Below are 25404 nucleotides of genomic sequence, written 5' to 3'. Positions count from 1 at the left end.
TATCATAGAAAATATATAATTTCTTTTCTTATAACTCATATAGGACAAGTCATGCTCTGGTTATGTCTAATAATAAATCAGTTTTTAGTTAAATTTTACTATATAATTTGGGCAAAAATCATAAAATCACTGAAGAAACATTAAGTATCCTTTAATTTCGAATGTACAGAGATGTTAAAAGAAGATATAAGTTTATTGACTAAAAATATGCTCAACGATTAAGATATAATGAAAGCAATACTAGAAGATATTTTAAACGACAATAATTTGCTAAATATTAATAAAGTTTATCATTTTTTTGAAAGAACAAATGATATTTTAATTATTAAGTATGATGGAATTAGAGATAAAAATAAATATACGATAATTATAATTGGAAAAGAATCAAGATTTGAAACTATCAATGTCGAAAATGATGATTTGCAAATCGGACTCAGGAATGTACTTGTTAAATATAAAAATCATGTTATTTAGTAAGGTATTGTGTTGAAGTATTATATAATTAAACATGATTTTTATATCTGCAATCATTCTATATATTAATAAAAAACTATGAAAATAACATACTCAATAATTTCAAGAGGGCATTTGATAATTAATTATGGTGATATGTCTGTGACTATAACTGGAGAGCTTATTTTAGATCCTCCTACATTTTATGCAGATATAATTGCTTTAAAGGCATGGGAAGTGCCAAATTATCAGGAAATAACAGAAGAAGAAAAGAAAGACATGATTGATTATATCACAAATAGAAGTTTTGATGAAATAGGCACAAAAATAATATTCGATTGAGAAATTTAGTTGTTTTATCATGTTGTTAACGCGAGTATTTCATTCGTGAACACAAAGTGATATATAAATTAAAAAACGTTCATTGAAATAGAATAAATACAATCTTGCAAAAGATTGAAAAGTACGAAGTTTGAAGATTTGGTAGCGCGTGTACGAGCGAGACGCTCGCACCAGCGTGAGGGGAATTTTGATTTTTGATTACTCATTTGAATTAACTCTTTCTGAAAAAATAAAGTTTTATGGAGAATAGAAAAAAAATATTAAATGAATTAATGATTAGATTAGGTTTAATTGTAACAACTATAGTGCTAGTTTTTTTCAATAAGTTTTGCAATTGATATATTTTCTGATTTTTCTATTTATTTAAATAGAGATGAGTATAAACGTGGAAATATGATCGTTACTAGGATTGGCGAAGATTCATACGAAAGTCCGCATCTATTTGCAAATGGAAAAGTGGAGAATATTAAAACTTCTATATATTTAGGATTAGAAAAAGAAGTTGAGATTAAAAATTATTACCCTATTTTATATAAACGAGATGGAAAGCAATCTTTTTTGATCACTAAAGATTTCAAAGAAGCTCAGAAAGCGGGGAAATTAGATGAAATGATAGAAGCTTTCGAGATTTTTAGAAAAAATAATATTAAAAAACCATGTTTATGAAATTAGATAGTCAACACTTTTATAAAGCTTTAAAAAGTAATACAGAAATTATAGCAACAGAATTAGAAGAACTTAATTATGGTCGAATGTTTTGGAAATTCGATTTTCTTGTAAATAATGAAAAAATCGATATTCCATTGTTGCAATGTGAATTTGAAGGACTTTTTGTAAATCTGGATCATTTTAAAATGGAGTCTGAAAATGGAAGATACATTTACATTCCAAAATATAACCCTGTTATATTCAATACAGATTCTAAAGAATTTATAGAGTATAAATCTCCTATTGAGCCTCGGAATAATGATTTTGTGAGAAATTATTTTTTTGATAACAATTTGATTATTCTTCACGAAAGAAGTGTTTATAGAATCAATTTGGAGACAGGTGATATTGCACATATTTCATTCGAATTCGGAAGTGTTCTGTTGAATGATATTTATTTTTTAGATGGAAAATATGTACTAAAGTTTAAGAATTTGAGCAATTACGAAGATGAGGAAAAAGAAATTAAATTGTAGTATGATGAAAAAAATTGTAATTCTATTTTTTGTATTGCATTCGTGCTTTTCTTATTCACAATGCCTTAAGTTTTTGATGGAAGATTTAGCAATAAATGGTAAAGAATTTAAAGCGCTCGTTAATGAAAATTCAGGTTTTAAGGCTTGGCAAGTTTTAGCGCAACATGCTCCATCGCTTCGTACAGATTTGAATGAGTTAAATTTAGTATCTAAAAACTTAGAAGCTATTGAAAAAGCTGGAGGTTATACGAAATGGAAAGGATTGAAAGGTGTTGGAGAAACTAAAAATCTTAGTAAATTAATTACAAAGTATGAATATGGAGAAGTTTTTGTGTTTCTCGAGGATGGAGTTAGTCAGGTAGGATACGGTTTTTTGGAGGGAAAATATATTAAGTTAGAAATTAATGTAAAAATTGGAGATGAAGGTGCTAGACTTGCAAAAGGATCTGATGTATTTAATGAGTTATTAAAAACTATAAAAGAGAATGCCGTTAATATGGAAATAAAGGGAATTTCAGGTACATGGATGGATGGACTAGCCGATAATTTAAATACGTTTAATGATCTGATTCTAACAAAAGTGAATAAGGGATTAATGACAGAGAGTGAAGCCGCTCTAAGTACGTTTACTGGAAAAATGGCAAGCAAAAATGGCTATACAAAAGTTGAGAGTATAAGTGGACCAAAGAATGCAGATGGTTCATATAAATATGTTACATCAGTAAAATTCGTAAAATAATGTTTGAAGTATATGTAAGTAAGCAGAATAATGATCATTTAAAAAGATTTATTATACCTAGAAATAAAGGATATAATATTTCTACTTGGATTTTGATAACTATTAAAGGGAATAAAGAATTCCTTATGGAAAGATTTTTTGAAGAACTGGAAATAATAGAAGAAGAATGGGAATTAAAATCAAATTATGCTTTTCCATCAGCACTTATGAATGAGTTTTTAAGGTTAGATTTTGATGATGAAAATCTTAAATCTTATTTGTAATATGTATGGTTGATGGAATTATTATCCTGAAAATTATAATGCTATAAAGTTTAAGATAGCAGAATATACTCCAACAGTTGAAGAAGTAGTAGATAAAGCTTTGATTTACAAAACTATTCAGTTATAAAAAGAAAAATATTTGCTAGTGAGGATGTTGCTCGTGAACGCAAAGGGATATTTTAATTATAAATACGTTCATTGAAATAGAATAAATGTTTTTATTAGAGATTAGAAAGAGTATATAGTCAGGAGACTGCGCATAGGAGGAGTTATGGCACAGTAGGTACTTCAGCACCCATACGAGTATAAACCTTTTGATGATTTTTGAGATAAATTATAAAAATGAAAAAAAAACATGGAAAAAATAAAAACACAATTTATTATTAGTAATAGTGTAGTTCTACTTATTTCATTGCTAGGCTATTTTGGGTCTAATTCTTCCCTCAAAGAATTAATATTCCCACTATTTATTTTTAGTGTTTTTATAAACTTAATATTATTATATCTTATATACTATTTAAATGGTATTAGTTGGAGCATGCTTTCAGTTTTTCTTTTTATATTGATTTTGAGATTGATGTTCATTATTAAGATAAATTATGATGAATATACTAATTATGAAAATTGGCAATACTACAATCATAAACAAATAATATCGTCTAAAGTGGATTTGATTATTGCTAAGAATTTATTAGGCATACAGTATTTTCTCTTTATGATTTGTCTTAATTTACTAACAAGTTTTATAATGTCGATAATTAGATTTTTAAAAAAAAGAATAGAAAAGAAAAAAGAATAATTTTCCCCTGCTAGCGCGAGCATCTTGCTCGTAAAAGTAGAGTGTATTTAAAATATAAAACGTTTTTTATTTGAGCAAAAAAATGATTTTAAATAAATATGAATAAGTAGTTTTTTACTTACTAGAAAAAGTTAATTTAGCGGCCTAAAACTGTAAGAGAAAAATTGAATATGTTTGATAGTTTTTAGGAAGAGATAGTCTAAGTGAAAAGTAAAATTTAATAAATAAAAGTGCCAATTTGCTTAAAAAGTAAAAGGTGAATATTTGATAAAAAAGAAAAAAAATAAAAATTTACGCGTGAAAAAAAATATTTTAACCCTAATAATAATGCTAATAAGCATTTGTGGGTTTGCACAAAAATTAAAAATTGATAAGGGAGAAATAAAACTTGACGATAAAACGATAGGTTTTGTAGAGGGTAAAAAACCGCTTTTTACCATTTTTAGCCTAGATAAAAATTATTCAATTACAGCCGAACTAAAGAAAGCGCCAAACGAGGAGTCTTTAGTATTGCCGTGGATTGAACTTAAAGTTCAGACTACGGGAAAGAGCAACGAAATTGAATTTAGAAGTAGAAAATTCAGTGCCTTCAACTATGACCGCAGTGTTGTCTACGAATTATTAGAGAGAGATATGATAGGAGCAGAAGGTTTGAACAAAGAAGCAATTGAAAGTTTTATAAATGGAGCATCGGCAGGTATAGCCGCAAAGCGTTTAGGAGTTCAGGGAGAAGTGGATAATGCGAACAGAATTGCAGATACTTACCAATTATCGATTGATGATTATGGCACTATTTTTAGCATTAAAGCTCAAAATCAAAATCCAGACGACAAAAGAATTGGATTTATAAGAATGACTTCGCCTTCTTCAAACGGAGATTTAAAATATGAGGTTGTAGATCTTGATAATAACTTGATAGGAACATGGTTTGCGAGAGGAGGAATGTACTCTGGCTACGAAAAATTATTAAATCAAGAGGTTATCACATTTAATGGAAATGTGTTTAAAGCGGCCTTTGAGAATAGAGGAAATCCAATAGGTTATAAAATGAGTCAAGATGTAACAGCTATGAATATTGTTAGGGTGTTGGTTGGCAATGGCTATACTTTAGGAAGTCAGTTTAAATAAAATAATGAATTAATATATAAAATGGTAAAAATGAAGAAAAGAGTTTTATTAGTAGCAATGCTACAGCTTTTTATGGTGTTAGGTGGGTGTAGTTCAGATTCAGGAAATGATTCAAGTTCTGTGGATAAACAAAAAATAACTGCTGATTATGTCGCTGATGTTGCTAGCACAAGTGATTTTGTAATATCAAATGATAATAGGGTTTATCTATATGGAGAAAAAGATTTCGAATTAAAAGAAATTGATTTAACAGGTAAAGTCACTTCGCTTAAAGCTTTTCTCGATGCAAATTTTTTAAATAGCAGACTGTCAATTTCAAAAACTGGCGAGATTTTTTTAATTAGCCCAGAGAGTGATTTGAACAAGGATAAAATATTTCGTTTTGAGAATAATTTCAAAGAACTGAATATTTTTTACACGATGAAACCTGTAAGCTCTCCTTTCGCAACTAAAATTAAGCTTACTTCAATTGCTGAAAACAAGGATAATACGTATTTCGTATATGATTTTAACAATAAGCAGATGAAAAGATTTATACCAGAATTAAATGGGGATGTCTTTGTTGCAGGATCGGAAAAAAGAGAAATAAAAGATGGAACGGGATTAAATGCTGGGTTTAGTATAGTAACTAAAATACTTTCGCAAAATAATGTTTTATATCTAATTGATAATTTCGATCCAGGAAACAGTGAGAAATCGTTTAGTTCTAATATTAGAAAATTAGAATATGTTAATAATGAGTGGAAAGTAACAACTCTACTTTCGAGTACAACAGAAACTTTTATTGATCTTGCTTTTGACTCTAAGAACGAATTCTATGTTTTAATTAAAGATAAAGGGATATCAAAATTAAATCTTCAGAGCAACACTTTAAGTGCTTTTAAAGAAGGGCAATTTGAAGTTAGAAAAGAAAATCATTTTTATGGTTTTCCTTCTAAAGATATTCAATCAATGAAAATTAAAGGCGACGATATATATATAACGTATGCTAATTATTTGATCAAAATCTCTGATTTCCAAACAAAGTTTGCTGCAGCAGAAAAAAAATAAAATAAAAAAACACTGCAGTTTTTTAATAGCTGCAGTGTTTTAAAATGCCCTGAATGAAAAAAACTTTACTCTTATTTTTACTTATTGTTATTACTTCATGCTATCAGGAAACTGCTATAGCCATAGATGGTGATTTTACGACTTCGTATGTTGATCAGGATGAATCGATACCCGTTATTATTAAAATTGATAGTAAAATAACGGGTGCAGATACGTATGAATGGACATTTGAAGGAGGAAATCCGTCTGTTTCAAGCTCTAAAAATCCGGGTGAGATTTTATATAACAAGCAGGGTACCTATACCATTAAGCTAACAGCAAAAAATGTAGATGGTGAGAGCAGGGAATTTACAAAAACCGTCGTAATAAAAGACGGAATCAATATTGATTTTACTCATGAAATTGTAAAAAGCAATTATTCGCCTGTTGAAGTAATCTTAAAGAATGCCACTGCTGGAGAAGGACTGACTTTTAAATGGGAGTTTCAAGACGGATCGCCAGCTTCTTTTACAGGAAAAACTCCGCCCAATATTGTATTTACGACTCCAGGAGAACACACCATAACTTTGACTGTTTCTAATGGTTTTGAATCTGATAAGCAGACTAAAACGATTACTGTTGCGCCTTATCTAGTAAGTTTGTTTGCCTATGAGCCAAAGTTTGAAGATGACGATTATGAAGCTCCTGTAACCATTAATTTCACTAATAAATCAGTTAGTGCGACAAGTTATAAATGGAGTTTCGAAGGCGGAAATCCTGCTGTTTCGACAGAAAAAAATCCAACAGTTATTTTTGCTAGCGCAGGCACTCATGAAGTTACTCTGGAAGCTATTAATGACAAAACTAGCCAGATTTTTAAATCGACAATTACGGTGCTGTCAGATACAAACCTGCGCACATTCGTAAATGTTAAATTAGGAATTAACTCGGCACACAACGGAAATAATATCGGAGCAATGTTCTCGACTGTTACGCGAGAAGTTTACAAAGCAAACGAAATTAACGATCAGAATAGCAGTTTAATAGATATTGTATTTCAAGGTTTAAACGGCAATTTTACATACAACAGATTCATTTCTCCCGATCAGGCAAACAATTATGGTTTCTTGGCATTAAAAAATGCACAAAGCACCATTTTTGTAAACTCTCAAAATTTATGCAATTGCGGTCTAAATTTTACAGAAGCACAATTTGACAGTATGGTAAATGATGCGCCTTTAAAATCATTAAGTATAAATTATACAGCGGGAGGAGCACAGGAATTTGGTTTTACCTATCCCAGAATCATTTTATTTAAAACGCAAGACGGCAGAAAAGGTGCCATTAAAATTAAAGAAATGGTAAAGAACAGTACCAGTTCTTATATTTTATGTGACATCAAAGTTCAAAAACAATAACCAATAAATGAAGATAGAAAAGAATAGAATCTTGTTTTGGTTATGTATTGTTTTTGCCTGTTGTTTTTGCAGGAAAGGATATGCGCAAGATGTAGATTTGGAAAATTTTTATAAGCCTAATTTTAAAGTTACGGGTAATATTAATGCCAATATGATGTATTATAATTCGAATGTTGAAAATGGGCGTGAACCTTTTACGTACCTGTTTTCGGGAAGTTTAAACATCAGTGCTTTTAATTTTAGCGTACCATTATTTTACAGTTTTACCAATCAGGGAAATAATTTAGGCTATACCGCACCATTTGATTTTAATAGGTTGAGCATTATGCCTAAATACAAATGGGTAAAAGCGTATATCGGAAATGTAAATATGACTTTTTCTCCTTACACCCTAAGCGGTTACCCTTTTAAAGGAGTTGGATTAGAACTTACTCCAACAGGTCCTTTTAAAATTGCCTTAATGGGGGGACAGCTGCTTAAAGCTGTTTCAGAAGAAAATGCTATGGGTGGAGTTCCAGTATACCAGCGTTTTGGTTACGGGGCAAAAGTAGGTTTCGAGAAAGCACAATATAAATTAGGATGGATTGGTTTTTACGCCAAAGACAATGCCAACTCATTAAATATGGTAAATGATAATGGGGTTACACCAAAAGAAAATTTCGTAAACAGTTTGATTTTTAGTACCTCTTTAGTCAAAAACTTAAATTTAAATGTAGAATATGCTTTGTCCGTATTAACAGATGACACTAGGAGCAAAGCCATTTCGGGTGGAGGGTTTCGAGACAAAATATTTTCTAGCAAAGAAAGTACAAGTTATATGAATGCCGTAAATGTCAATTTTGATTACAATATTCAAAAGAGCACTGTTGGATTAACATACGAGCGCATCGATCCGAATTACAATACACTTGGAGCATTATACTTTAATAATGACTTGGAAAATATTGCATTGCGTTTTGCTAGACCTTTTTATCATGATAAAATAACTGTTTCAACCAGTTTAGGATTCCAGAAAGACGATTTGGAGAAAGTAAAAAAGCAGGATACAAAGCGTGTAGTTGGCTCTATTAATATGAACTATAGAGTAACAGATCAAATAAATATTACAGGAAGCTATTCTAATTTTTCAACTTACACTAATAAAAAATTAGACCAGTTTGAACTGATAAACAATCCAAATGTAGTGCAGGCAGATACATTAGATTACAGGCAATTATCGCAGAATGCCAATGTCAATATGTCTTATGCTTTTGGAAAAAAGAGAAATCAAAATTTAAATTTCAACTATAGCATTGCCGGACAGGCCAATGAACAAGGAGGAATAATAAGAAAAGGGCAGGCAAGCACAGTTCAAAACTATAATTTAGCTCACACCGTTAGTTTTCTTGCCACTAAAATTGCCTTAAATAGTTCGCTTAATTATACCAGCAATGAGGTGAGCAGAAATAATAATTCTTCGATGGGAGCTTCAGTTGGGGCTTCAAAGAAATTATTCAAGGACAAGTTAAACACCAATCTTGGGTTTCTGTATAATAACACACAAGGAAACATGAATTCAAGTTCTGTATTTGGTATTAAGTTCAATAATAGTTATGTCATGCTCGAAAGACATAATTTCAGCCTAAATGTTATTTCGATGTTTAGGAGCAGTACGAATACTCAGAAATTTAACGATTTAACGGCAACTTTAAATTACACTTGCTCACTGGATAAGATTAAAATGCCAGCCAAGAAAGAACATAAAAAAGAAAAAGAAGAGGTCTTAGACCCTATTCTAAAAATAAACTACAAAGAGAAGACTTACCAAGGTACAAGAAACGAAATTATTAAGCAATTGCAGGATATGCAGTCAGCGCTTCGCCCAATGCCAAACGAAGATTCAGATGATTTGCAGCATTTGCTGACGCTGACTACTTTGACCCCAGATGAGGATAGTTTTAAAGAGAAAGCTTTAAATTATTTAAAAGCCTATGATTTAAATAATGGCATCTTAGATAAATATGACAATTACATTCTAGAAACTGCAAAAAGTTTAAAAGAAGAAATGATTCGTAAAGACGAAGGGTACGAAAACGATTATGTGATGGCTCTAGGAAGGGTAAATAAACATAAGATGCATGGTGTAAATGAAAAAGACGTAACAGACAAAGTCAGTTATAATTCGTATTTAAAACTCGTAGATCGAAAAAATAAAAAGTTGCAACCTTTAATGGTTCATAGATGGATGTTCAATGAGATAACTATACTTTCAAATACGCCGGTAGATCAGATTTCTAAGAATGAAAATCTTTCTGCCTTTAGCAAAGCAGAACTTGGACATTTCTTTAAGATGATGAAAGAGAAAAAAACGGATGCAGCACTAATTGAGGAAATAAAAATCAAATTGATTCCATTCTATCATGATTTAGCGCTTAAAAATGTAAAAGATGAAGATGTTGATTTTAAGTTTTTAAAGAATAACTAGTAGTCAAAAGAAAATGCGCTATATAGCCAAAGAGCGCATAAAATATAAAAGAAGTTAGTATGCTTTATTTTTCAAAAAAACAGAATGATTTGCTTATGAAAAAGAATTACAAAATACACTTTGCAGCCTTACTGATCTTATTGTCGGTTGTTTTTTCTTATGGGCAGGATATTGCACCTCCTAAAGAATTAAGTGCGGCTTCGAGTTCTATACAAAAGATTGAAGCTTCTGACCGATGGGTAGATAAATTTTCGAATGAAGATTTGGTAGAGCTCCCAATTGGTATTAGAAAAACCATAAGTAACGTTCAGTATTCTATTGGAGTTACAAAGGCTACTTTTACGCCAGAATATACCACTTTGACTGTTTTCTGTCGAGTTGATATTCCGCAGAAAGATAAAAACGGACAGCCGATGCAGCTTTTCTTTGGTGCAAATAATGTTAAGTTATCGCATCAAGGAGGTATTATAGGCGAAGCCAAATTAGTATTGCTAGGCAATGTCGATATTCCTTTTAGCGACAATAAATGGCAAGTATCTCTATATGGCGGTTTTGATATGGCAACTGGCAATGTGAATGATGACTTAACCTATGTCACAATTGACTGCGACGGTTTTAAAGAAATGAAAATTTCAGGAGCAGTTGAGTTTTCAAGGGATTTAATACTTCCAATTGATCCAGTAACCAAAACAGTCGATGAGAAAAAAGCAACAGTTCCTAAAACCTATTATAACGGAAAAACAGCTCAGATTCCTAATCGTGTTAGAGGAGAGTTTAACTTCTTGGCAGGCAGTTGGAATGATATTTTAGTCAATGTGACGCTGCAGCCTTTTGTTATGAAAGACAAGCGCAACGGGAAAGATTTTGAAGGTAATTTTCAGTTTTTAGTCAGTAATGCCGTTTTAGATTTAAGCGATTTAAGAAATAATCCTACCGTAGTTTTTCCGGAGTATTATGCAAAAAATGCACTTTTAGCACCAAGTCAGGAAGCATGGAAAGGAGTATTTGTCCAGACTTTTGATGTAGGCCTGCCAAAAGAATTTCAAACCACAGATACAGCTTCAAGTAAAGAAAGAATTCATGTAGGGGCCCAAAATCTTATTATTGATAAGTTTGGAGTTTCGGGAACTTTTTATGCAGATAATGTTTTTCCGTTAGATCGCGGTATTACGAGTCAGGAAAAATCTTGGGCTTATTCATTAGACCATATCGATGTCACTATTGCGGCCAATACTTTTGTAAAAGCAAATTTAAGAGGTCAGATTCTTTTGCCAATTAGTAAAGTCGCGCAAGAGAAAAAAGAAAAACCAGCGACTCCTGCACCTGCAACTCCTGCAAGTGCCGCAAAACCTGAAAAAGCCCCGCAAACGAATAGAGCGGGATTAGAATACAATGGTTTTATATCAATGGAGGAACAGCAGTTGGTCGTAGTGACAAAAGATTCAATTGCTTTCGATATTTGGAAAGCGAGAGCACTGCTGCTGCCTAATAGTTCTATTGAATTAAAATTAAAAAACGGAAAATTTTTGCCTAAAGCCAATCTAAACGGATCCGTTTCATTTGGTACGAACAAAGCCGCAACAGATGATGATGCTGTAGAAGGGAAAAAGACCGTCGATTTTAAAGGAATTTCTTTTGAAAATCTGCAATTGCAGACCGTTTCGCCAATTATTTCAGTTCGAAATATGGGGTATAAAGGTATGGTTACCTTTGGTAATTTCCCTGTTTCCATCGGTAATATAAATGTGGCCATTAATGGAGATGATTCGAGAATCGATTTTGATTTGGGAATCAATTTGATGGATGAAAATAGCGGTGCTGGAGCTACCGCAAGAATTGGGATCTTAGGCAAAATGGTTGATGATGGGTATAGGCAGCGCTGCAAGTATAACGGATTGGATGTTTCGGCTATAAGCGTTAATTGCAAGTTTAGCGGACTTACCATTAACGGAAGTCTTATCCTCATGGAAAAAGATCCTGTTTATGGAAACGGATTTAATGCTGATCTGGAAGTTGATGTTGCAGAGGTAGTCAATGTAAAGGCAAAAGCTATTTTCGGACGCACGAGTTTTAGATATTGGTATTTTGATGCGTCTGTAAAAATTCATACCACACCGTCGCCTTTTATGATCAATGGTTTTGCTGGTGGCGCCTACTATAAAATGCGTCGAAATGAGGACATAGCCATTAGTGAATTCTCTCCTTCAGGGCTAAGTTATCGACCAGACGAGAAAATAAATTTAGGGGTTAAAGCCTTAATTTACTTTTTTGTCGGTTCTGAGAAAGTTTGCAATGGTGAAGCTGGATTCGAAATCGCTTTTAACTCAAAAGGAGGTGTAAACAGGCTAGCGATTTTTGGTAAAGCAAAAGTGATGGCCGAAATAGAAGGATTGGGAGATATGGCTTCTTTAGTCCAAAAAGTAAAATCTAATTTGACTGCAAAGAAGAGCCTTTTGAATATGAGTACAGGTGAATTGGTAGGTTCTTTTGTGAGTGCCTTTCTTCCGAAAGCAAAAGAAGCGATACCAGAGCCCTTAACAGATGCAGTAGGAATAAAAATGGCATCTGCTATCGAATTTGATTTTCAAAACCATTCGATGCATGGGACAATGGATGTATATATCAATACGCCAGGTAATTTCCTTTCTGGAATTGGAGAAGGCGGAAGAGCAGGTTGGGGAGTTTTCCATAAAGATCCGCAAGATTGGTATATGTACATGGGAACGCCAGATGATCGATGCGGTGTTAAAATTGGGGTAGCAGGAATGTTCTTAAAAACCACAAGTTATTTTATGGCAGGAACATTGCTTCCTGGAAGTCCGCCGCCGCCCGCAAAAGTAGCGAATATTTTAGGTGTCGATTATAAAGAGCTCGACTATATGCGTGATGAGAATGCATTAGCAAATGGAGGAGGTTTGGCCTTTGGAGCAAGTTTAGATTTTGATACTGGAGATTTAAGCTTTTTACTGTTTTATGCTCGTTTTCAAGCAGGAATGGGATTTGATATTATGCTTAAAGATTATCAAGAAGCCAGATGTTCTAACACTGGAAAAACTGTGGGGATAAATGGCTGGTACGCCAACGGGCAGTCTTACGCTTATCTGCAGGGAGAACTTGGAATTAGAGTTAAATTATCATTCTTAAGATTAAAAGTTCCTATAATTTCAGGAGCTGCCGCTGTTTTATTGCAGGCAAAACTCCCAAATCCAGTTTGGATGCGAGGTTATATGGCCGGAAACATGAATATTTTAGGAGGATTGATCAAAGGAAAATTCCGTTTTAAATTTGAAATTGGAGAAGAATGCCAATTTGAAAATGCATCGCCGCTTGGAGGCATAAAACTGATAACAGATGTAACTCCAAAACAAAGTTCTTCAGATGTAGATGTTTTTGCCGTACCGCAAGCCGCATTTTCTATGAAAGTAAACGAAGCCTTTGTAATTCCTGAAGATGCTGGAGATGTGACCTATAAAGTAATTTTAGAGAAATTTAAAGTGTTTGACGGAACAAAAGAAATTCCTGGAACCTTTGAATGGACAAGTATGAAAGACAGAGTCAATTTTGTTTCAACAGATATTCTTCCTCCGCATAAAGAATTGAAAGTTCAGGTTGAGGTGAGTTTCCAGAAAATGGTAAATGGTTCTTTTCAGCCCATAAAAGTAGACGGTAAAGTAGCAACCGAATATGAAGAAAGAATTTTTACAACAGGTGGAGCGCCAAACCATATTCCGCTTACTAATATTAAATATTCATATCCGATTGTAGATCAGAAGTATTTCCTTGAAGAAGAATATCCAAAAGGATATATTCAGCTTAAGCGCGGGCAGGACTACTTGTTTGAAGATTCAAGTTGGGAGACCAGCATTAAGATGGATCAAGATGGAACTTCGAACTCAAAAGCTGTAGCATTTAATTATGATACAAGCTCGAATGAAGTATATTATAACTTGCCAAATATCGATCAGGAAAAGAAATACAATTTTTCAATCGTAAGTAGTTTGAAGCAGAATGCAAACAGAAACACAAGTTCTAGTACAAAAACAAATACGATTAGCAATGAGGGTAATGATATACAAATAAAAGAAAACCAAGCCGATGCTTTATCCAAAGCAGAAGGAACCATTGACCGTTTAAGCTATTCATTCAGTACGAGCAAGTACAAAACTTTTGGATCTAAAATGAATGCAATTAACACGCAGAGCTACAACTTTGGAGTGCTTTACTCAGACGTAATTTATTTGAGCAATACGATTTCTAGTCAGGAAGCATTTGACATAGTTGAGCTTGTAGGAGTAGCTTATAGTGATAATAAACCTGTCGTAACAGCAGAATCTAAATTAAATGACCAGTATTACACAACAGATATTTATCCGTATTTGTACAAAGATTATCCTTTAAACGGTAATTTCACTATAACCAATAGAGATACGAGCGAGTTTGGAGTTATTCCTGCCAAAGCAATACCGCTTAGCGCCTATTATATGACTAGTATAGAGAACGATATTAATCAGTCATGGACAAAAGGTAATTTTCCGTACAAATATAATATGCCATTGCTTTATAAGCAGGATTGGGTTGATTTGAACAATCAGATAGTTAATTCTTATATTAATGGAGAGCCTAGCATTGCAGCGCTTGCTCAGAGATTTATAAACAGCAATTTCCAATTCATGCGTTATGGAAATTACGAAATACTAATGAAGTACAATCTGCCAGGAAATAAACAGGCAAACGAATTCGTTTATAAGTTTAGAAACAATAATAACTTTAGGTAAATTCTAGAAGAGAAATTGTAACCCTATGGTTGTATTTTAGCATAAAAACAAACCCCGTTTGATAACGTTCAAACGGGGTTTTGCATTTTAGCAGCTATTCATTTTTTCTTAATTGGCCGTTAAGAATTATCGTCCCATACTTTAATTAAAACCTTCTCTTTTTAATCGCATCAAGAAGGTTTACGTCATTCTTTCAAAAAGATAAAACATTTAAAGAAAATTTGTAAATTAGTGTTTTGTAATCGGTTGTTTGTTAGGTGAATAACTTAAAAATAGCCGATGGATTTAAAAAAAATAAAGTCTGAATATTATTTCCCCGTCTATCTACGGTTTACGTTCTTTCTGCTTTTTTATGGTTTTAGCTATGTTTCATTCGTTTAAATGATAACTTATGTATAAAAAAAATCAATTCTATTGCCTAACACCTGAATGGCAGGAAGAAATGGCCCGAAAACTTCAGGGAAAATTTATTGATGACAAGATTATAACCTTTCCCGAAACTTTGGGTCGCGGATCTACCTTTTTTATTCAGATTGTTCCTGGTATTGCTGCAGTTCTAATGGATTTTGTATTGGCAGCTCCCTTAAAAATTGATCGGATTGAAGACGAAATTGAACGATATGTTTTTCATTTTGATTTAAGCGAAGGAGAAAACAATATAGCTATTCGCAATAAGAATAAGACAGTTGGAAACGCTGTAAAACTGGGCTTGTCTATTTTTAATAATCAGCAGCAGTACTATTTTGAACCTGCAATAGGATCAAGAGTTTTTGTAGTTCGGCTTTTTGTGGACAAGAAACTGATGAATGAGCTAATAGAAAACAATCCTGAAAGCGAAAATATGCTTCAAAAAATTAAATTCTCAAAAAAGAAACTTTTCTATTCTTCAGATATTGACAGTGAAAGTTTGCTGATGCTGGCCAATTTACGCGAAATCCCTGTTACAGAAACTTCTTTCGATGTACATATTAAGGGCATTGCTTTAAAGTTGCTAGCCAATGTTTTGCTTATCCTTGCAAAACCACAAGAAGAGAGTAATGAGATGACGGTTTCAGAAAGAGAAGGCATATTAAAAACAGGAGAGTACCTGTCTGAAAATGTTCATCAGTCATTTCCATCCATTCAGTTTCTCGCAAGAATAGCAGGCGTGTGCGAAACAAGATTTAAGATTTTGTTTAAAAAACTTTTTCAAACAACCTCGCATGACTTTTTTACCCAAGAAAAAATGATACTGGCCAACAAGCTTTTACAAAGCGGAGATTATAAAACTTTGAATGAAATTATCGAAGAATTGAACTACTCAAGTTCAAATCAATTTACGGTCAAATATCTCAAATTTTTTAAAAGAAAGCCAAGTGAAGATTTTATAAGAAAGTATGATAAAATTAAGGAGTAAGGTTAGCAGAGCTGCAAAATTTAATTAACATCATTTGCCGTTTTATTTTACGCTTTTCTAATAAAGGTGTAAGGAGAAACGCCATAGTGCTTTTTAAATTTTGAAATAAAATAGGAGTAATCTCCAAAATTCAGTTCATCAACTACTTCAGAAATAGTTCGCTTTTCTTCCGATAGAAGTTCCTTCGCTCTATGCATTTTGTTGGTCATAAAAAAAACATTTGGCGTAAGGCCGGTAATTTTGCAAAAAAGTTTTTTAAATTTTGATTCGGACATATTAGCTTCTCTTGCGATCGTGCCTATTGACGGAAAAGGTTTATTGCCATTTTGTATTAAAAAATCCTGAGTTTGTATGATACTTAAAAAATCGATTTGGTTTACTTTTTCTACAATAATGCTATTCTTTAGCATTTGGTCGAGATAGTCAGAAACCAATAAATGTGCAGTAGCAATTAAGCTGAGATCAAATGTGCTGCCCAATGGTTTAGCCTTACGAAACTCTTCTAAAATAAGATTGCTTTTAAATGAAATCCTGTCAAATTTTATAAAAACATTTTTTTCGGGATCCATAATCTTATCAATTTGATCTCGAAAAAGATGATGTTTCTCGGCATATTTTTTTATGTTAATTTTTTTTATAAAAATGCAGAGTGCAAAAGTTCTTGTTCCTTCTTTTACATGATACTGCGTATCCAATATGCTGTCAATAATCGACAAATTATAGCCATAACAGCCAAGATTGTATAAAAAGTAATTATTACTGATGTTGGCTTCTCCGTGAGTAAGATCATAATAAATTCCGACAAAATCATCTTTTGTGTTTTTCTGTAGAAAAAGAATTTCAGTATTATACTTTACATCAATATAGAGTGCAGTAACACCGTCTCCGCAGTCTAAAAAATATCTCACGCCAGTATTAATTTCTTCTGGAACGACAATAAAATTACCTTCTATTTTTCCGTTAAGACTCTCAGTATATGGTTTAACCCAAGTTAAATCTGCACCAAACGAATGTTCAATTGTTTTCATCTTTTCTAAGCCTTTTGACATACAATATAAAAAGTTTAAAACTCAACTGCATAAAAAGATTCTAGGGCAATATTACAATTGTTATAAATTTTTAATAATGGAGAGATATGCTCGCATATTATTCTCAAATTTAGTAAAAATATAAATATAAAGTATTGATTATTATTGATTTATGTTCGATTAAGAATAGGTTTTAAACTATTTCAGACATACCGTGATACAAGGAGGTGTAAATTATTGTGTTTTTCATTTTAGATTTCTAAAAGAATAAAGATTGGCTTATTTCAAAGTTATGAATAAAAGTTGTGGTTATTTTTTAAGTTGTTGGTAATCAATGTATTTTGATTGTTTTTTTGTAAGGTTTTGGTTATATGTATTTTTTATTTGGACTTATTGCAATGTTTTTATGGCTTAATTCTAGACTCTTGAATTTTAGGTACACCTTAAATTTGCCCTTCAAATAACAGCAGATTTTTTACTAATTTTTTTTATCCTTTACTATAGCCGCCCCCTATGTAAAGAATAAAAGCAAGTTTTTTTTCTAAAAATTTATGAAAAGAATTACTCAGCATTATGGGGCGGACTTAGAATGGGTGCATTCTGTCGCAAAGCAATATGGAGGAAAGGTAAAAGGAAATTTTATTGTCGTTCCAGAAGAAATTAGCACTGGACCACGATATTATTTAAAATGTGGAAAGGGAATTGTTGCATTATATTTAGATCTAGAGTATAAGTCTGACTTATGCTTAATCCAAAAAAATCTCAAACATGATTTTTTAGGATTGTATTTTAATCTTTCACAATCGGAAGCGAAGTTTTCATGTGGAGACGATTCTGATACTGTCGGTTCTTGGGCGTACAATCTAGCTTGTATTGATAGCTCTTCAACGTTTCAGTTTGAAGTTAAGGCCGGAAGCCGAGTTTTTTTGTTTTGCATTTTCATAAAAAAAGAGGCAATAGAATTACTCATAAAAAAAAATGGATTAGGCCTTAAAAGTAAAGGAATAAGCAAAATATTAAATCCCTCAAAACAAGATTATATTGAGTGGGATCGAATGAATAATGTCAGTTTCCATATCCTAGATGATTTGCGAAACCAAGAAGTAGGCGATATTCTTTTTGATCTTAATATGATTGGTACTGTGAATATCCTGCTATCAGAATATTTAAGTAAGCTGTCAAACAATAGAATTGTAATTAGGAGCATTAATGAAAAAGACTTACGCAACATTATTCAAGCACAGCGCTATTTGGTTGAGAATTTAGAAAAAAAATTCCCTGGAATAAGTTTTTTGGCATTGGAAGCAAGTATGTCAGAATCAAAATTCAAGAGACTATTTTATCAAATGACAGATATGTCGCCAAATTCCTTCTTTATAGATAACAAACTTGTCAGAGCAAAACATCTTCTGGAAGAAAAAGAGTTGACGGTAACCCAGATTTCAGATCAGTTAAACTTTGGAAGCCTTACTTTTTTCAGTGCCCAATTCAAAAAGAAATTTGGCATACTTCCAAAATTATACTCACTTCAATTGTAATATTATGAAAGAATTAAAACATAGCTATTCGCATGACATAGATTGGTATCATAAATGTGCAAAAGATATTGATGCGAACGTTATCAACGATAAAATTATCATATTCCCTCCAGATATTGGTTCTGGGACATCGTATTTCTTGCCAGTTACAAAAGGAGTTTCGGTTGTGGTCATAGATGCAATATTTACAAATGATATAGTTGTAAAAAGATTAGATTCTCATAATGATTTGTATATCCTGCATTTTGATTTAAGCGAGAAAATAAATCGTGTCAATTTGATAAATGACTCGTCTTGTGAGTTAGGATTGAATGTTACATCAGGTTTTTCTGTTTTTCATAGCGCTGTAGGAAGTGTTCTTCAGCCTTTAAAAAACAGGAGGATTTTTACCGTGCGAATATTAATAGACAGAAGTAAGCTCATAGATTACCTTATAAAAAAAGATAAATCCTTAAAGAATATTGAAAAAAGGATTTTGTTTTATAATCATCTTAATGCGCAAAGCAAAATTCTAATTAATACGCTCAAAGTCAGATCTGTATTTGATACCGATTTTGAATTATATTTAAAAGGGATAACAATGAAATTATTGGCAAACTTCATTGATACCTATACCCATCCAACTAAAAAAGAGATGCGTAGTTCTCAAAAACAGGCACTGAGAGATACCCATGATTTTTTAATTAAGAATGTTTATGGAAAATTTCCAGGCTTGAAAGCCTTAGCCCGAATGTCTCGTACATCTGAGAGCTTGTTTAAAATGAACTTTAAAGCTTTGTACGACGAAACCCCATATAGATATTTTATTAAGGAAAAGATGCTTCAGGCTAGCAAACTGCTAAAAAGCGGGGCTTTTTCAACCATTCGGGAGATTTACATAATGCTCAATTTTGAAGATTTAAGTTGCTTTAATGCTAAGTATTCCGAAATTTTTGGAAGAAAAGCTTCTGCCGATTTTGTAAAAAAAGCAGAAGGAAAAATCTAAATTTAAAATGTAAAAAATCAAAAAAATTAACCCGACAATTTTTTTTGCCAAAATCTCATATTTTTTCATGAGTCAAACCTTACTATAGATAATAGTGTGGTGCAGTGTGTTGTGGTTGAGTTGTTTATGTTTTTAAAGACAACGGTTTTTTGCATCCAATCTAAAATAATATTGTGCCTTATCCTTATTTTTTTTCGCCCGATGTTAACCATCTCGAGCTCTTCATTGGTTGTAGTTTTGCCGAAGTATTTGTAAGAGAGTGTGGAAGTTATGATTCTGAAAGATAAATAAAGAAATCATAATGGGCACCATAAAAAGATTAAAAATTCAGACTTAAAAAAGTCATAGCGCATATTGAAAAGAATATTTTTTAGAAGTAGAAGTAAAATCAATTATAAATGAAGAAAAAGTACATAAGATGAAAGTGATAAATGAAAATAAAAGAGATGTTTTTAATAAGCAGTTGCAGATTTGTAGAGCGGTGTGTTTGAAGGCGGTTGAATATATTATTAAGTAAAGGGGGTAAATTGATACTATGAAAAATTACAATGTTTTTAGGTTTATTGCTGCGTTAGGCTTGTTTTACAGCTTCGAAACCCATGCTCAGGTAAAAATCGGGAGCAACCCTACAAAGATAGATGCAAATGCTAATCTTGAGGTAGAAGGGGCTAACGGCTATAAGGTTTCTGTAAACAGACAAGGCAAACTAATAATTAAAGACGGCTCTGAAGGTGTTGGAAAAGTATTGCTTACAGATGCAAATGGCGTAGCCACATGGGTTAGGCTTATAGAAAACCAATCTGGCAAAACGGGTGCGCCAGATCTGCCAGGCTCAGGACTTCCAGGCGCACCCGCAGAAGGCGTTAATTTTGTAACAAACGACTCCGGCCTGTGGATCTATAATCCGGCTGATAAAGCATGGTCTCTTGTAAAGGGGGCAAAGGGTGATATTGGCATTAGCGGCGGTAATGGAGCGCCTGGAACGGCGGGTTCTGCCGTACCGGGCAATTCAAATTTTTATATTGATCAGTCTACAGGCACTGTATATATACTTGCACCAGGTGCAGATCCTTCTAAACCTGCAAGCTGGCTGCCTATTAATGGCACAAATGGCATTGATGGCAAAAACGGTATCAACGGAGGAAACGGAATGCCGGGAACTTCAGGCACTCCAGCTCTTGACGAAACGGTTCAAATGTATATTGATTATTCGACAGGTATCGTATACGTAAGAGATCCAAAAGATAAAAATAAATGGGTTCCTCTAACAGGAATTAAAGGAGACACAGGAGTCGACGGAAAATCAGCGTTTGATATCTGGAAAGAAATTCCAGGCAACGAGAATAAAACGCAGGCTGACTTTGTTTCGGGAATTACTGGTGCAGCAGGAGCTACGGGTGCGGACGGAAAATCAGCATTTGAAATCTGGAAAGAAATTCCGGGCAACGAGAATAAGACACAAGCTGACTTTGTTTCGGGAATTACTGGTGCAGCAGGAGCTACGGGTGCGTGATCCTGCAGATGTAAATTTGGCATCTGTTAATAATGAGTTTAGTCCAAATGTTGGGGCTGGAGTTTATTTGCATTCTGATAAAACATATATCGGAATATCAGTTCCGGCTTTTTTACAAACCAATAAATATGCAGATAATGACCGTGCAATTTATCTGGACAAAATGCATTTCTACTTAATTGGAGGGCACGTTTTTGATTTGTCAGATAACGTTCAATTTAAGCCTGCTTTTTTATTAAAAGCCACTCAGGGTGCGCCTTTACAGCTTGATTTATCCGGTAATTTTATGTTTAGCGAAAAATTTGTTGTTGGAGGTGCTTGGAGATGGGGAGCAGCAGTGAGTGCCATGGCCGGTTTTCAGGTTACTAGAGGTATGTTTATAGGATATGGATATGATAGGGAAACCACCAATCTGACGCATTACAATTCAGGTTCGCACGAGTTGTTCTTAAGGTTTGAAATATTTAAAAAAGGAGTAGGTTTTGTTTCACCAAGATTCTTTTAAAAACGCTATAACATTATGAAAAAATCAATAAAGTATTTAGCAGTAGCATTCTTATTTGCTTATGGTTCTTACGGACAGCAGAATCAAATGAAAAAAGGAAATAATGATTACGAAAAATGTGCTTATGTAGACGCTGTTAAAGTATATGAAAAAGTATTTGAGCGGGGCTACAAATCAGCTGATATGCTGAAGAAATTAGGGAACGCTTATTATTTTCAGGCAGATTATGCAAATGCAGCCAAGTGGTATGGCGAACTTTTTGCGCTGCCGGACAGCAAGGAAGCAGAATATTACTATCGCTACGCGCAGTCCCTCAAAGCTACCATGAATTATGCTAAGGCAGATGAAGTTTTAAAAGAGTTTTCAAAAATGGATAAGCAAGATTCCAGAGCAGTAATGGCTATGGATCAAAAAAATTATCTTGATGCCATCAAAAAAAACTCTGGCAAGTTTACCGTTAAAGATGCAGGAATTAATTCTGATAAATCGGATTATGGAAGTGCCGTTTTAGGCAAAAAAATAATATTTGCTTCTGCACGCGGGAATAACAAAATGAATGAATGGAACGGTGAAAATTGTACCGACTTATATGAAGCCGATCTAAAAGATGACGGTTCATTTGGTACTCCGTCTAAATTTGGAGGCGACTTGAATACCAAGTACAATGAATCTACTCCGGTATTTACAAAAGACGGTCAAACCGTATATTTTACCAGAAACAACTATATGAATGGTAAAAAACGCATGAACAAGCAAAACATAATATTGCTTAAATTATACAAAGCTACCAAAGTTGGAGACAAATGGGGAAACGTTAAAGAACTTCCATTCAATAGTAATGATTACAGTGTAGCGCATCCTGCTTTAAGTCCAGATGAAAAAACACTATACTTTGTTTCGAATATGCCCGGAACTCTAGGAGATTCGGATATTTTTAAAGTAAGCATCAACGGAAATGATATGTACGGAACTCCGGTAAATCTGGGGTCAGGGATCAATACCAAAGGAAGAGAAAGTTTTCCTTATGTTACAGATGCAAATGAAATTTATTTTGCATCAGACGGACATCCGGGACTTGGAGGATTGGATATTTTTTCCGGAAGTATTGATAGCAAAGGTGCCGTAAGTAACATTCAAAATTTGGGAGCTGATATTAATTCGGCTCAGGATGATTTTGCATACATCATCAATACGGTTACAGGAAAGGGATATTTTTCTTCTAACAAAGTTGGAGGAAAAGGTTCTGATGACATCTATAGTTTTGAGAAGAAAAAATGTACACAGGAATTAAACGGAGTGATCACAGATGCCGAAACTGGAATTATCTTGCCGGGCGCAAAAGTTAGTCTGTTTGAAATGAACGATTTATCATTGAAAAATTCAATGCTGGCTGATGCCTCAGGAAAATATAATTTCACGGTAGATTGTGGGAAGCACTATAATGTAAGGGCCGAAAAACCAGAATACACTACCAAAGAAGTGGCTATCGCAATACCTGAGATAAGCGGAAAAACAAGTTTATCACTGTCAATTTCACTTGAAAAATCAAAATGCAGAGTTGTTGTCGGAGATGATTTAGGAAAATGCTTCAATATAAAAAACATATACTTTGATTTGGACAAATCAAATATTCGTGCTGAAGCCGCTTTGGATTTAGAGAAAATTTTGGTAGTCATGAATGAAAATCCAACAATGGAACTCGACATTCGCTCGCATACAGACTGCCGTGCTTCGAAAGCCTACAATATGGCATTGTCTGACAGAAGAGCCAAATCAACTATTCAATGGTTAATTAAAAATGGTATTGCACCAAACCGATTAACAGGTAGAGGATATGGCGAATCGAAATTGGTAAACCATTGTGAGTGTGAAGGTAAAGTTGCCACTCCTTGTACTGAAGAGGAACATCAGGCCAACAGAAGAAGTGAGTTTATCATCACAAAAATTTAGGAACTAGGTACTTTTATTGATGCAATTTGGTTTGCATTATCTTTCTAAATTAAACAATAAAAAGCTTCGATTTAATATCGAAGCTTTTGTCATAATATTTTTTTTATTTTAAAATTTAATGTTTTGCTAGTAAGACGTTTATATCATAATGTGTTTGGTTTTTTTAAGTTTAAATTTAAACATAGAAGGCTAATTCATTACGCTTTGTTAACTGCTGTCATTTTGTTGCAAATAATTGTTATCGCAATTTGGTACAGCGAAAAAGTTAATCAATCTAAAACAGAAGAAGCTTTAGATTCTGCGAGCACTTTGAATAAAATAGCTCATTTTACAAATAAGATAAATCGTTCATTTATTAATTCTCAAAAGAATTTTAACGATTATAAAGTGCAAAATGATAAGAAATCGTTAGAAAAATATATAGCTTCTCTTAACGGATTAAACAATCTGATTGATAGTTTAAATCTAATATCGAATAACAATGAAGAATTTGCGAAAATTTTAATTGAAAGGAATAAATCGCAAGTAAATATTCAGGTATTAAAAGCAAATATTGATTCTATTATCGATTTGCAGATTAATCCTGATAAAAATAAGATATCAAAATTATTTGTGCTGGATAAATTTGAGTACAAGAAGATTTTAGATAGCATTAAAACAGAATCTTATGTAAAAACAGACAGCGTTACAAAAAAAGGACTGTTTGCAAGATTAGGAAATGCATTAGCAGGAAAAAGTGAAGTTCAGAAGGAACAGGTAAATACAACTATTACAATGAAGTATAATAATAAAATTGTAACCGGAAGTATTGAAGAGCAAATGGCGAACATATTTAATACGACTTACGATTATTATGGACAGCAATTTAAAAACCTAAAAAATAATTTTGCCAATTTAAGAAACCAGGATGCAAGATTAATGGAACTCAATAACCGCTTGCTTACTATAGAAGGAAAATTGTTGCCAACTTACAGCGATTCGATTAGTATTCTTCAAGATAATAATCAAAAACAATTACAGGATAGCTCAGACTCCAATAAAATAGTCAGAAGTTACACGATTGCCATTTTGATTGTAATAATGTTAGTATTATCAATTTTAATTTTCAGTTTTACCACAATTTCATTTCAATATGAAACAAGACTTACTGCTGCTCATTTGAAAATAAAAGAAAATCTAAGTTTTAAAAACAGAATTGTGGGTATGATAAGCCACGAAATTAGATCTCCACTGAGCATAATTTCTATGTATAGTAAAATGATAAGTTCTTCTATAAAAGATCAGGAAATTCAAGAATCCTTTAAATCGATTCAGTTTACAACAAATTCATTGCTTCTGCTCACAAATCAGATTCTGGAATATTCAAAAGATGAAAATCGTACATTGAAATTAAACAAAACAACATTTAAATTAGTAGATGAAATTGATCAAATTATTGTGTCAATAAGTTCCCTTGTAGAAAGCAAGGGAAACAAAATTGAAGTAGAATCTAACTTACTATCCAATTACGAAATCAGTTCTGATCTTATAAAGATTCATCAGCTTTTTTATAATCTGATTGGAAATGCAAATAAATTCACAAAAAACGGATTAATATCAATTGCTGTTGATTTTGAACTTATAGAAGATAAAAAACTTAATCTGAAAGTTGGAATTAAGGATAACGGGATAGGAATCTCAGAGAGTGATCTAAAAAATGTATTCCAATCTTATTATCAGGGAACTGTTTCAGAAAATGTCAAAGATTTAGGAGTAGGTTTGGGGCTAAATTTATGCAAAGAAATAGTTGAATTATTTGATGGAGAAATTAATATTGAAAGTCAGATTGGTATTGGAACAAAGGTTATTTTCAATTTGATTTTGAATGTGGTTTAGAACTGAAGTTTCTTCGGCGA

19 protein-coding genes are annotated in these 25404 nt (G+C 32.8%); 18 read left to right on the top strand and 1 reads right to left on the bottom strand.

Features of this window, described 5'->3' with window-relative positions:
* Nucleotides 1–228: 228 nt before the first annotated feature.
* The 12 genes from N4T20_RS18700 (at nucleotide 229) to N4T20_RS18645 (ending at nucleotide 15990) form a co-directional block, all read left to right on the top strand.
* A complete protein-coding gene (locus tag N4T20_RS18700) occupies nucleotides 229–474 on the top strand; it encodes a hypothetical protein (RefSeq protein WP_260670584.1) in 246 nt (81 codons plus the stop codon).
* Nucleotides 475–552: 78 nt separating this feature from the next.
* Nucleotides 553–795, top strand: coding sequence for a hypothetical protein (locus N4T20_RS18695; RefSeq protein ID WP_260670583.1), 243 nt, complete (start codon nucleotides 553–555; stop codon nucleotides 793–795).
* A gap of 393 nt (nucleotides 796–1188) precedes the next feature.
* Nucleotides 1189–1461 carry a hypothetical protein gene (locus N4T20_RS18690; protein WP_260670582.1) on the top strand — a complete coding sequence of 91 codons (273 nt, stop codon included), beginning with the start codon at nucleotides 1189–1191 and terminating at the stop codon, nucleotides 1459–1461.
* Complete coding sequence (locus N4T20_RS18685; RefSeq protein WP_260670581.1) at nucleotides 1458–1979, top strand: hypothetical protein; 522 nt, start codon at nucleotides 1458–1460, stop codon at nucleotides 1977–1979. The genes N4T20_RS18690 and N4T20_RS18685 overlap by 4 nt, the downstream gene beginning before the upstream one ends.
* Nucleotide 1980: 1 nt before the next feature.
* Nucleotides 1981–2718: a hypothetical protein gene (locus N4T20_RS18680; RefSeq protein ID WP_260670580.1), complete on the top strand. Its 738-nt coding sequence runs from the start codon at nucleotides 1981–1983 to the stop codon at nucleotides 2716–2718.
* Nucleotides 2718–2981 carry a hypothetical protein gene (locus N4T20_RS18675; protein WP_260670579.1) on the top strand — a complete coding sequence of 88 codons (264 nt, stop codon included), beginning with the start codon at nucleotides 2718–2720 and terminating at the stop codon, nucleotides 2979–2981. The genes N4T20_RS18680 and N4T20_RS18675 overlap by 1 nt, the downstream gene beginning before the upstream one ends.
* Nucleotides 2982–4107: 1126 nt before the next feature.
* Entirely contained in the window at nucleotides 4108–4908 is an 801-nt protein-coding gene (locus tag N4T20_RS18670) for a hypothetical protein (protein ID WP_260670578.1), read from the top strand.
* A gap of 30 nt (nucleotides 4909–4938) precedes the next feature.
* Nucleotides 4939–5958, top strand: a complete 1020-nt coding sequence (locus N4T20_RS18665) for a hypothetical protein (protein ID WP_260670577.1) — start codon at nucleotides 4939–4941, stop codon at nucleotides 5956–5958.
* A 53-nt stretch (nucleotides 5959–6011) separates the two neighbouring features.
* A complete protein-coding gene (locus tag N4T20_RS18660; protein ID WP_260670576.1) occupies nucleotides 6012–7355 on the top strand; it encodes a PKD domain-containing protein in 1344 nt (447 codons plus the stop codon).
* Nucleotides 7356–7362: 7 nt separating this feature from the next.
* A complete protein-coding gene (locus N4T20_RS18655; RefSeq protein WP_260670575.1) occupies nucleotides 7363–9819 on the top strand; it encodes a hypothetical protein in 2457 nt (818 codons plus the stop codon).
* A 95-nt stretch (nucleotides 9820–9914) separates the two neighbouring features.
* On the top strand, nucleotides 9915–14594 hold the full coding sequence (locus tag N4T20_RS18650; protein WP_260670573.1) for a hypothetical protein: 4680 nt from the start codon (nucleotides 9915–9917) through the stop codon (nucleotides 14592–14594).
* Between the two features lie 391 nt (nucleotides 14595–14985).
* Nucleotides 14986–15990, top strand: coding sequence for a helix-turn-helix domain-containing protein (locus N4T20_RS18645; RefSeq protein ID WP_260670572.1), 1005 nt, complete (start codon nucleotides 14986–14988; stop codon nucleotides 15988–15990).
* A 47-nt stretch (nucleotides 15991–16037) separates the two neighbouring features.
* On the opposite strand, the gene N4T20_RS18640 is transcribed toward N4T20_RS18645, so the two are convergent.
* Entirely contained in the window at nucleotides 16038–17018 is a 981-nt protein-coding gene (locus N4T20_RS18640; RefSeq protein WP_260670571.1) for an AraC family transcriptional regulator, read from the bottom strand.
* 551 nt (nucleotides 17019–17569) lie between these two features.
* Here N4T20_RS18640 and N4T20_RS18635 point away from each other — a divergent pair.
* From N4T20_RS18635 to N4T20_RS18610, 6 genes are all read left to right on the top strand, one after another.
* Nucleotides 17570–18556: a helix-turn-helix domain-containing protein gene (locus N4T20_RS18635; protein ID WP_260670570.1), complete on the top strand. Its 987-nt coding sequence runs from the start codon at nucleotides 17570–17572 to the stop codon at nucleotides 18554–18556.
* Nucleotides 18557–18560: 4 nt separating this feature from the next.
* Nucleotides 18561–19541 carry an AraC family transcriptional regulator gene (locus N4T20_RS18630; RefSeq protein WP_260670569.1) on the top strand — a complete coding sequence of 327 codons (981 nt, stop codon included), beginning with the start codon at nucleotides 18561–18563 and terminating at the stop codon, nucleotides 19539–19541.
* Between the two features lie 535 nt (nucleotides 19542–20076).
* Entirely contained in the window at nucleotides 20077–21054 is a 978-nt protein-coding gene (locus N4T20_RS18625; protein ID WP_260670568.1) for a hypothetical protein, read from the top strand.
* A gap of 16 nt (nucleotides 21055–21070) precedes the next feature.
* Nucleotides 21071–21559: a type IX secretion system membrane protein PorP/SprF gene (locus N4T20_RS18620; RefSeq protein ID WP_313771878.1), complete on the top strand. Its 489-nt coding sequence runs from the start codon at nucleotides 21071–21073 to the stop codon at nucleotides 21557–21559.
* A gap of 15 nt (nucleotides 21560–21574) precedes the next feature.
* On the top strand, nucleotides 21575–23509 hold the full coding sequence (locus N4T20_RS18615; protein ID WP_260670567.1) for an OmpA family protein: 1935 nt from the start codon (nucleotides 21575–21577) through the stop codon (nucleotides 23507–23509).
* Nucleotides 23510–23731: 222 nt separating this feature from the next.
* Nucleotides 23732–25384 (top strand): HAMP domain-containing sensor histidine kinase, encoded by a 1653-nt coding sequence (locus N4T20_RS18610; RefSeq protein WP_260670566.1) that lies wholly within the window; start codon nucleotides 23732–23734, stop codon nucleotides 25382–25384.
* Nucleotides 25385–25404: the final 20 nt, after the last annotated feature.

Origin of the sequence: Flavobacterium sp. TR2 (assembly GCF_025252405.1) — a bacterium.
Taxonomy (GTDB): domain Bacteria; phylum Bacteroidota; class Bacteroidia; order Flavobacteriales; family Flavobacteriaceae; genus Flavobacterium.
The sequence above is the reverse complement of the archived record's forward strand: the minus strand, read 5'-3'. Positions and strand labels throughout refer to the sequence as shown.

Coding starts and splice junctions, on each gene's coding strand:
- N4T20_RS18700 (WP_260670584.1), top strand. CDS start 229: ATGAAAGCAATACTAGAAGATATTTTAAACGACAATAATTTGCTAAAT.
- N4T20_RS18695 (WP_260670583.1), top strand. CDS start 553: ATGAAAATAACATACTCAATAATTTCAAGAGGGCATTTGATAATTAAT.
- N4T20_RS18690 (WP_260670582.1), top strand. CDS start 1,189: ATGATCGTTACTAGGATTGGCGAAGATTCATACGAAAGTCCGCATCTA.
- N4T20_RS18685 (WP_260670581.1), top strand. CDS start 1,458: ATGAAATTAGATAGTCAACACTTTTATAAAGCTTTAAAAAGTAATACA.
- N4T20_RS18680 (WP_260670580.1), top strand. CDS start 1,981: ATGATGAAAAAAATTGTAATTCTATTTTTTGTATTGCATTCGTGCTTT.
- N4T20_RS18675 (WP_260670579.1), top strand. CDS start 2,718: ATGTTTGAAGTATATGTAAGTAAGCAGAATAATGATCATTTAAAAAGA.
- N4T20_RS18670 (WP_260670578.1), top strand. CDS start 4,108: ATGCTAATAAGCATTTGTGGGTTTGCACAAAAATTAAAAATTGATAAG.
- N4T20_RS18665 (WP_260670577.1), top strand. CDS start 4,939: ATGAAGAAAAGAGTTTTATTAGTAGCAATGCTACAGCTTTTTATGGTG.
- N4T20_RS18660 (WP_260670576.1), top strand. CDS start 6,012: ATGAAAAAAACTTTACTCTTATTTTTACTTATTGTTATTACTTCATGC.
- N4T20_RS18655 (WP_260670575.1), top strand. CDS start 7,363: ATGAAGATAGAAAAGAATAGAATCTTGTTTTGGTTATGTATTGTTTTT.
- N4T20_RS18650 (WP_260670573.1), top strand. CDS start 9,915: ATGAAAAAGAATTACAAAATACACTTTGCAGCCTTACTGATCTTATTG.
- N4T20_RS18645 (WP_260670572.1), top strand. CDS start 14,986: ATGTATAAAAAAAATCAATTCTATTGCCTAACACCTGAATGGCAGGAA.
- N4T20_RS18640 (WP_260670571.1), bottom strand. CDS start 17,018: ATGAAAACAATTGAACATTCGTTTGGTGCAGATTTAACTTGGGTTAAA.
- N4T20_RS18635 (WP_260670570.1), top strand. CDS start 17,570: ATGAAAAGAATTACTCAGCATTATGGGGCGGACTTAGAATGGGTGCAT.
- N4T20_RS18630 (WP_260670569.1), top strand. CDS start 18,561: ATGAAAGAATTAAAACATAGCTATTCGCATGACATAGATTGGTATCAT.
- N4T20_RS18625 (WP_260670568.1), top strand. CDS start 20,077: ATGAAAAATTACAATGTTTTTAGGTTTATTGCTGCGTTAGGCTTGTTT.
- N4T20_RS18615 (WP_260670567.1), top strand. CDS start 21,575: ATGAAAAAATCAATAAAGTATTTAGCAGTAGCATTCTTATTTGCTTAT.